At 38.1% G+C, this 1053-nt stretch carries 1 protein-coding gene and 1 pseudogene; both read right to left on the bottom strand.

Annotated elements, in window-relative coordinates; translation table 11 throughout:
* A pseudogene (locus HMPREF2686_RS00350) lies at positions 1 to 362 on the bottom strand (hypothetical protein); the annotation flags it as partial.
* On the bottom strand, positions 359 to 988 hold the full coding sequence (locus tag HMPREF2686_RS00345; protein ID WP_070448778.1) for a hypothetical protein: 630 nt from the start codon (positions 986 to 988) through the stop codon (positions 359 to 361). The pseudogene HMPREF2686_RS00350 and the gene HMPREF2686_RS00345, both read right to left, overlap by 4 nt.
* Positions 989 to 1053 lie beyond the last annotated feature (65 nt).

Here is a 1053-nt window from a genome sequence, read left to right as displayed (position 1 = left end):
ATTGCCATGATATAAAGAGCTCGCTTATCAACAGTTAGAATATCCTTATGAGTCGTGATGATTCGTAGATATTCTCCTTTTTCTCGTCCATCGCTTTCATAGGAGTCTTCAAAATTTAAATTTATCTTTTCACGCTTAAAAGTCGCCCAAGGGTCGTTGCCTACTCTAAAATCAGCCTTTCCCCAACGCTCATCGTTCGAAGAAAATTTATCCAAACTAACGCTAAAATAGAAATCATCATCACGTGCATAAGAAAAACCAATTTTCACACCTTTTCGTTCTTTAAACCACATTTTCCAAGGATATTCCATACAGGTTTGGTAAATACTAGTCTCGTAGTTACCTTTAATATATAGTCTCACTCATCTTCCTCATCGTCGTCGTAAACACGTTCCCCATGGATGGCAATATACTCTTCATGAAGTCGCTCTTCTTCATCCCACAAGGAATCTTCTACAGGTCTCATACTTTTCAGTTCCTCCACACTGATATCAGTTGCTTGATCGTAGGTTAGTGATAAGACATCCTTGTGCAACTCCTTAAAAGTCTCTACATTCACCCAGGTCTCTTTGTCATCCTCGCTAATCTGACCATCAATGGCAGAAGCCACCTCGACTGCCATGATAAACATAGCTCGTTTATCAACCGTTAAAATGTCAGTATGGGTAGTCGCAATCCTAAGGTATTCTCCACGTTCTCTCCCATCAGTAATAAAATCATTTTCAAATTCTAATTGAATATTTTCATCAGAAAACGAATTCCAAGGATCACTCTTGTCATATGGTAAATGATTCCATCGTTTATCATTAAATCGCCATTTATCAAATTGAACTCCAAAAAAGAAATCATCTTGCAACATCTCATCATCACCAACGTTTGAGTATGTAATAGGATGACCATGCCATTCCTTAAACCACATTTCACAGAGCAACTCTCTTGTCGTAAAGGTTATTTTTTTCTTAAAATCACTTTTGATGTATAGTCTCACTCGTCTTCCTCGTCGTCATAAACACGTTCGCCGTGGATTTTGATGTATTCTTCTCGAAGCCGTTC

Origin of the sequence: Streptococcus sp. HMSC057G03 (assembly GCF_001808745.1) — a bacterium.
Taxonomy (GTDB): domain Bacteria; phylum Bacillota; class Bacilli; order Lactobacillales; family Streptococcaceae; genus Streptococcus; species Streptococcus parasanguinis_Z.
The sequence above is the reverse complement of the archived record's forward strand: the minus strand, read 5'-3'. Positions and strand labels throughout refer to the sequence as shown.